This window comes from Actinomyces sp. 565 (assembly GCF_010365615.1).
Lineage (GTDB): Bacteria > Actinomycetota > Actinomycetes > Actinomycetales > Actinomycetaceae > Actinomyces.
In genome coordinates, this window is sequence record NZ_PIZD01000062.1 from 8,102 (window position 1) to 14,261 (window position 6,160).

A 6,160-nucleotide genomic window follows, 5' to 3' on the forward strand; every position below is an offset into this window, starting at 1 on the left:
GCATCAGGCCCGAGTTATCGGCGCGAACGTGGTGCTTAAGATCGGGGTTTTGGCTGGTGTGGTGCGGGAAAGTCGGGGTGATTATGGTTTGGGAGGTTAATCCGGGGCGGTGCTTGACATTCGCGGGTAGATGTGCGTGCCGTGAGAACACGGTCCCCACGAGCAAGGCTCTGCCCGATCTGCCAGACCCCGATGAAGAAGTCCGGCCGCACCGCCGCAGGCACCAGGCGGTGGAAGTGCACCGCCTGCCGGTCCCTGGCCACCGCGCCGCGCCCGCTCTCGCCGGGTGGGGCCGAGCAGGCGGTGCTGGGCGAGTTCATCGACTGGGCGACCGGCAGCCGGTCCCAGGCCGACATCTCCGGTGGCAGCGACAGGGCGTTTGGCCGCCGGATGGCCTGGTGCTGGGACGTCCCCGTCCCCAAGCCGCCGGCTACCGGCCAGGTGCACTCCCTGATCTTCATCGACGGGATGTGGCTGGCCCACAAATGGGTGCTCCTGGTAGCCCGCAGTCCCACATACGTGATCGGCTGGCAGTGGGCCGCGTCCGAGAGCGCGGCGGCCTACCAGGCGCTGCTAGCCGACCTGGCCCCGCCCGACCTGGCAACCACCGACGGGGCCGGCGGCGCCCTAAAGGCCATCGCCGCCACCTGGCCGGGCACCCCCATCCAGCGGTGCCTGATCCACGTACACCGTGACACGGTCCGAGACCTGACACTGCGCCCCAAGACCACCCCCGGCAAGGCCCTACTACGCCACTCGCGCAAGCTGCTGAGCATCTCCACTGTTGAGCAGGCCACCGGGTGGCTGGTAACCCTGAACGACTACGGCACCCAGTACCGGTGCTGACTGAACCAGCGCGCCACCGCCGAGCAGGACCCCAAAACCGCCGCCCGCACCGGCCCCAGGCGGTGGTACAACACCCATCCCCAGAAGAGGGCCTCGGGACCCGCAAAGGCTGGGCCGGAGCAACCAGCTAGAACACCACGAAACGCACCAACCGCACACACACTCGCGCCGACAACCCCGCAACTGCCACCACGCCACTAGATCCACCCCGGGACAGAGCCGGGACAAAGCCGGGACAAGGCACGGCACACGCATCCGGCGCCCGGACCGCTTACCCGCCCCGTGTCTTGCACGACCTCGGGCCGCGTTCCACGACCTTGGTGTACGTTGCACGACCACCCCGGGGTCGTGCAGTGCGCACCAAGGTCGTGCAGTATCACCCAGGGTCGTGCAGTGTCATGCAAAGCCGCCCAGTCCCCTACGCCGGAGGCCACCACTAGCGCCAGTACGCACCCCGCCGGATGGGGCACCACCCCCACCCCCGAAGAAGGCCTCAGGACCCCCAAAGGCCGGGCCGGACCAACCAGCTAGAACACACGACACGCCGGTCTAAAGCACCACGTTTACGCCGATAACCCTCAGGCCCATGACCGGCTCTTCCGGTTGGGGTACCTGGCGGCACGAACCGGAAGGGAAGGCGTTGCGGGCGCCGCGTCAACCGGTACGCAGGCTCAGCCCCAGTGCGGCGGCACCTCCCGCAGTAGGCGGGCATCGTTGGCATGATCGGATGATTCCCGTCCTAGCACACCGCCATCGCGGGCACGGGCGCCACTGAGCGCGTCAACGCCGCGGCGGCGCTCTGCCTCCGCCTGCGCCTGCGGCAACTCGCCCTGGGCAACCCGGGCGGCGTCCTGGGGTGACAGCGCCACGACGCGTCGCCTCCGGCGCGACCCTGAGGAATCGCTCACCGGGTCCGCCGAACCGCGTTGGCCAGCACCGCGTCAATCCCGGAACCACGCCGACTCAGGGCCAGCGCCTGGCGAAGCTCCTCAGTCTCCTCGGCCGCGGTACGCTCCACGCCGTCGGAGCGGATCCAGGCAACCAGCTCGTCGAGCTGATCGTCGGAATAGGCCTGCAACGGCAGCCCCTGGGCGATCGGCGGACGATCGCCCCGCCGGGGCGGCTCCGGTGAGTCGCCGCGTGGGGCCGCATCAGCCGCGGTCCCCGGATCGGTAGAAGCCGACTCCACCAGCGGATCGTCCTCCCCCGGGCGCTCGGGCAGCGGTGGCGCGCCCCTGACCGGTTCGGTGCGGGAGGCCAGCACCGCCAGCACCTGCGCCTCGATCTTCTTCGCCTCCGTCTCAACATCGACGAATACACCTGCCGAGTACGCCGTGTGCACGTGCCAGCCGCGCTGCTGCAAGCGTTCGATCCAGTGCCGGTCCCGCCGCCGCAGGCTCGGCTGCGCCACGTAGTCGACGTCGTCGGTGAGCACCGCGACGAGTAGCTCCCCCGGCAGATCCGGGTGACCGATCGCCAAGGGAATGCGCACGCCGCCCTCAATGCCGTAGCGGGGCACAACCACCAGGCCCTTACGCCACAGGTGCTCGGCCAGTTCCACGAGCAGGCGCTCCGGGGCGACCTCCTCCTGCTGCGGATACTGCCTGCCGGAGTCGGCGGCGTGCACCAGCACCTCGCGCAGCAGGCGGGCACCGGGCGCGTGCAGACGCCCGGCGTCGATGTCATCCGGACCCAGGCAGGACACAATCTGAGTGCCCCCGCGGGAGGCGCACAGGGCCTCAACCAGCCCCACCATGCCGCCGATATCACTGACCGCACCAAAGCTGTGAATGGTGCGGCCGTGCGGAGTCTTCGCGTAGCCGACAGAGACGATTATCTGATCGCGGCGCAGGGAGCGCGCCTCCCCCAAGTCGACGACGACGAATGGCTCGGACACACCGGTCTCGAAGTAGTCGGCCAGGGCGGGCGAGCCAACAACGGCGGCGGCCGTCGCGCGGCGGATCTCCTCCGCGTGGCGCGCGTTCAGGGCGATCACACCGAGCGACTGCTCGGGACGAGTCAGCGCGTGATCAATAACCAGGTCCACCACCCGGCTGACCTCGGCCGGCACCGACTCCACGGCGGTACGGCCCGGTGCCGGCATGCCACGCCCCTCAACCAGCTCCAGCGACAGACGCGAGCGCCCGGGCGGCGCCGGAATTGCCTCCACGACGTCGTCATAGCCGTTCGCGGCAAGGAACGCGGCGATCTCCGCGTCCAAGGTGTTGCGGCCCGTGGGCAGCGTAACCTGCGGCAGGTGCGGGCCCAGTTCGGCTGCCAGCCCAGAAGCAGCGCGCCTGGGGTCGCCGACCACAAGCACCTGCTCCGCGCGCACGAAGGCGGGAATCACCTGCGAGACCGGCACATTCGTGGATGCGTCCAGAATGGCCAGGTCCACCACTGCGTCGGCAGCGAATACCTGCGGCACCAGCGTGGGCGGAATGATCCACACCGGCTTGGCAACCATGGCGATGGGGTGCGAGGCGATGACATCGCGCAGCGACATCCCCTCCTCCAGGGACAGCGCCCGGTACAGGCTGCGGGCGGCGTCCTTGTCGGCGTCGACCGCCTCCCGCACGCGGCGTGCGCAGGCCTGGGCCACCGGGCCGGCCAAGGAGTCCGCCTGAGCGGCATCCAACTCCCGCAAGGACACGGCCAGGTCATTGAGGGCATCCGCGTCCAGTCCGCCCAGGTCGGGGTCCTCACGCATGACTTGCGCCAGGAGGGATGACCACCAGCAGTAGGCGAGCTCATCGTCGATCTGCTCCGGCTCCACCTGCCGGGACGCCAAGTCATCCAGCAGCGGGATGAGTCCCAGGTCATCCAGGGCGGTCGTGACCCGATTGATGTCCGGCAGCTTGTGGACCGTGACGTCGTCGGCCGCCAGGACGCGGGAGCGCTCCTCCAGGTCCACCAGCGGCAGGTCCATCAGGGAGTTGTCCGCACCGATCACGGGCTGCAGTGCGGAAACCGCCTCGCGTGCACGGGCAGCCACGCGCTGCATCTCATCCAGGCCCTGCGGCAGGTGGGGCCAGCCCCCGTCCGGGTCGTAGCGGCGCCACACCTCCCGGCGCTGCTGCACCTTAACCAGCTCCCCGTGCAGGTCGGCGACCTCCCGGCCGGGACGAACCAGGTCCTTGGCCTGCTTGGTGAACCGGCGCCTGGTGGACCGCCCCATCTCTACGCGGTGCTCCTGGCGCCACTGCTTGGACGCGGTGGCGATGACCATATCGGCGGCGGAGCGCTCGAAGACCTCGGGGAGGAAGACATCGAGGGAGTCGCGCACCCCGTCGAGCATCTCCAGCTGCTCACACCACTGCGCGAGCGTAATCGCCCGGGTGATCCCAGTGGAGTCCGCCGCCGCGACCACCTGCTCGCGCACCGCGGGCAGGAGCTCGTCAGCGAGCCGAGTAAGCCGTGCCAGCGCGTCGGTAGCGTCGTCGACGTCGTCAACCACCATGCCGTTCCAGGCGGAGTCGGCCAGGGAGCTGGTGAACAGGCCGAGCGCGTGGGCGCGGTGAAGCAGTTCCGCGGCACGCTCGCGGCCGGGGGCATCCAGGCGCTCCAGGCGGCCTGCCACAACGCGGGCACTGGTGCGCGCACGCACCCGCCCGGAGGTGAGCTCGGCAAGTTGTTGAAGCGCGTCGTAGGCTGAGGCCCCCCACGGCTCGCGCGGCGTATGCAGGGCAGTGACGTACCGGGAGAGCTTGTCACGCACGGAGCTCAGCCGACTGCGCATACCGACGATCGCGGTCACGTCCAGATCCGGCACGTTCACACCCATGGCGGCCTTGATGCCCTCGGCGGCGTGGCGCCGCCAAGCGGGATCCTCTGTCAGGTCCAGCACGATGGCGCCCAGGCCGAGCTCGCGCAACGCGTCAGCAACGGCATGCCCGTCAGCGCTAGTGGCGGGCACGTGCAGCACCGTGCGGCCCAGGGCGGCGGCATCCGCCATCACGGCGGCGAGGGTGGCGGCGACGTCGGATCCAGGAGGGGCGTCCAGTAGTAGTGAGGCACCAGTGCCAACCGCCTCGACGGCGTCGAGCTGGGCGGGATCCAGGTCGCCGACGCCGCGTTCCCGCTCCGGTGCCCGATCGGAAGGATCCGGCTGGGGCAGGGTGACGTCCAGGGCCGCGCGGGCAGCGGCGTCGCCAGCGACGGCCGCCACGAGTGCGGAGGTGCGCGCCCGGTCAATGGTGGCGTCGAAATCCTCCACCAGCGCCTGCCCTGGGTGTACGAAAGCTCCCACTACCAGGCGCTCGTGGATCTCGAAGCCGGGCAGGTACTCCCGGCCCAGCGCGCCGATGGAGCTCAGGGCGTCGCGCGGAGTGAAGCCGTCATCCGCCAAGGTGGCACGGGCGACGACATTCACGTCCGCCGCACAGCCGTGTCGGCGCAGTGCCCGGGTCAGGACCGGGTTCACCTCGATCGAGCGGTCCAGGGTGAGGGAGGCGTCGGCGCCGGCACTGGACAGGCGCACCGGTCGCAGCAGCACGGGGGCGCGCACCGAACGCACGGCTGCCGGCGGTCCGGCAACGGTCGCGGCGTCGACGGAAGGGTCAGCGGAGCTACCGCCCAAGGAGTCCGGGTCGGCAGGGACGTCCGCATCATTGGCGGCGGATACCGGCTCGGTCCAGCCGGCGACGCCGATGGCCAGGTAAACGGGGGCAACACCGAATCGCCTGGAGAGCTGGTCGGTTCGACCGGCCAGCTCGCGCAGGGACTGGCGGGCGACGCCGAGGGCAACGCGCTCACGCACGAGGCTGCCCAGGTGGGTGGGGCGGCCTGCGTACAGCTGGGCCAGCCCCGAGGGATGCGCGGCCGTCAAGTCAACAATGCCATCGCGCTCGGAGAATGCGTCGAGGCTGGAGGTCCCCCCGAGGTCGGCAAGCTCCTGCCGCCAGGCAGCCAGTGCCTCATCAATGCGTGCCCTGCGGTCGGAGTCCTCCGGCGGGGTGTCATCCGGCTGCTCGGGCGCAACAGTCGTTGGCGGATCGGGCCGGTCGGCGCCCTCGGAGTCACGCGCCCGCGCCCCGGCGTCGCGCCGGTTGCGGCCCAGAGAAAACAGTGAAGGCGTCATATCCCCGCACGATATCCGCCCCGCCGCCCCGGACGGTGCCGACGCACCGGAAGCGCCGTTACTAGCATGCCGGAACATTGGTTGCATTCGAGTGCCCCCGGCGCGATTCGAACGCGCGACACCCGCTTTAGGAGAGCGGTGCTCTATCCCCTGAGCTACGAGGGCCGGCTGAGGACGGCTGCGATCCTACCTGATCGTAACGGCAGTGAGTACCGTCGGGGGGGGGGGGGGGGG

3 protein-coding genes and 1 tRNA gene are annotated in these 6,160 nt (G+C 70.1%); 1 reads left to right on the plus strand and 3 read right to left on the minus strand.

The genetic code is table 11. The annotated features are described in order from the left end of the window. Positions 1 to 192: 192 nt before the first annotated feature. Complete coding sequence (locus GZ997_RS09925; protein WP_162679770.1) at positions 193 to 846, plus strand: transposase; 654 nt, start codon at positions 193 to 195, stop codon at positions 844 to 846. A gap of 671 nt (positions 847 to 1,517) precedes the next feature. On the opposite strand, the gene GZ997_RS09930 is transcribed toward GZ997_RS09925, so the two are convergent. The 3 genes from GZ997_RS09930 to GZ997_RS09940 all read right to left on the minus strand — a co-directional run bounded on the left by GZ997_RS09930 (position 1,518) and on the right by GZ997_RS09940 (position 6,091). Then, the gene (locus GZ997_RS09930; RefSeq protein WP_161923553.1) at positions 1,518 to 1,715 is read right to left on the minus strand and encodes a transcriptional regulator; all 198 of its coding nucleotides are present in this window, start codon (positions 1,713 to 1,715) and stop codon (positions 1,518 to 1,520) included. Between the two features lie 35 nt (positions 1,716 to 1,750). Beyond that, positions 1,751 to 5,926 carry a DNA helicase gene (locus tag GZ997_RS09935; protein ID WP_162679771.1) on the minus strand — a complete coding sequence of 1,392 codons (4,176 nt, stop codon included), beginning with the start codon at positions 5,924 to 5,926 and terminating at the stop codon, positions 1,751 to 1,753. Between the two features lie 92 nt (positions 5,927 to 6,018). After that, a tRNA-Arg gene (locus GZ997_RS09940) sits at positions 6,019 to 6,091 on the minus strand. Positions 6,092 to 6,160 lie beyond the last annotated feature (69 nt).

What these genes read in the sequence shown, in the direction of transcription:
- GZ997_RS09935 (WP_162679771.1), bottom strand. Translation starts at nt 5,926, where the DNA reads ATGACGCCTTCACTGTTTTCTCTGGGCCGCAACCGGCGCGACGCCGGG.
- GZ997_RS09925 (WP_162679770.1), top strand. Translation starts at nt 193, where the DNA reads ATGAAGAAGTCCGGCCGCACCGCCGCAGGCACCAGGCGGTGGAAGTGC.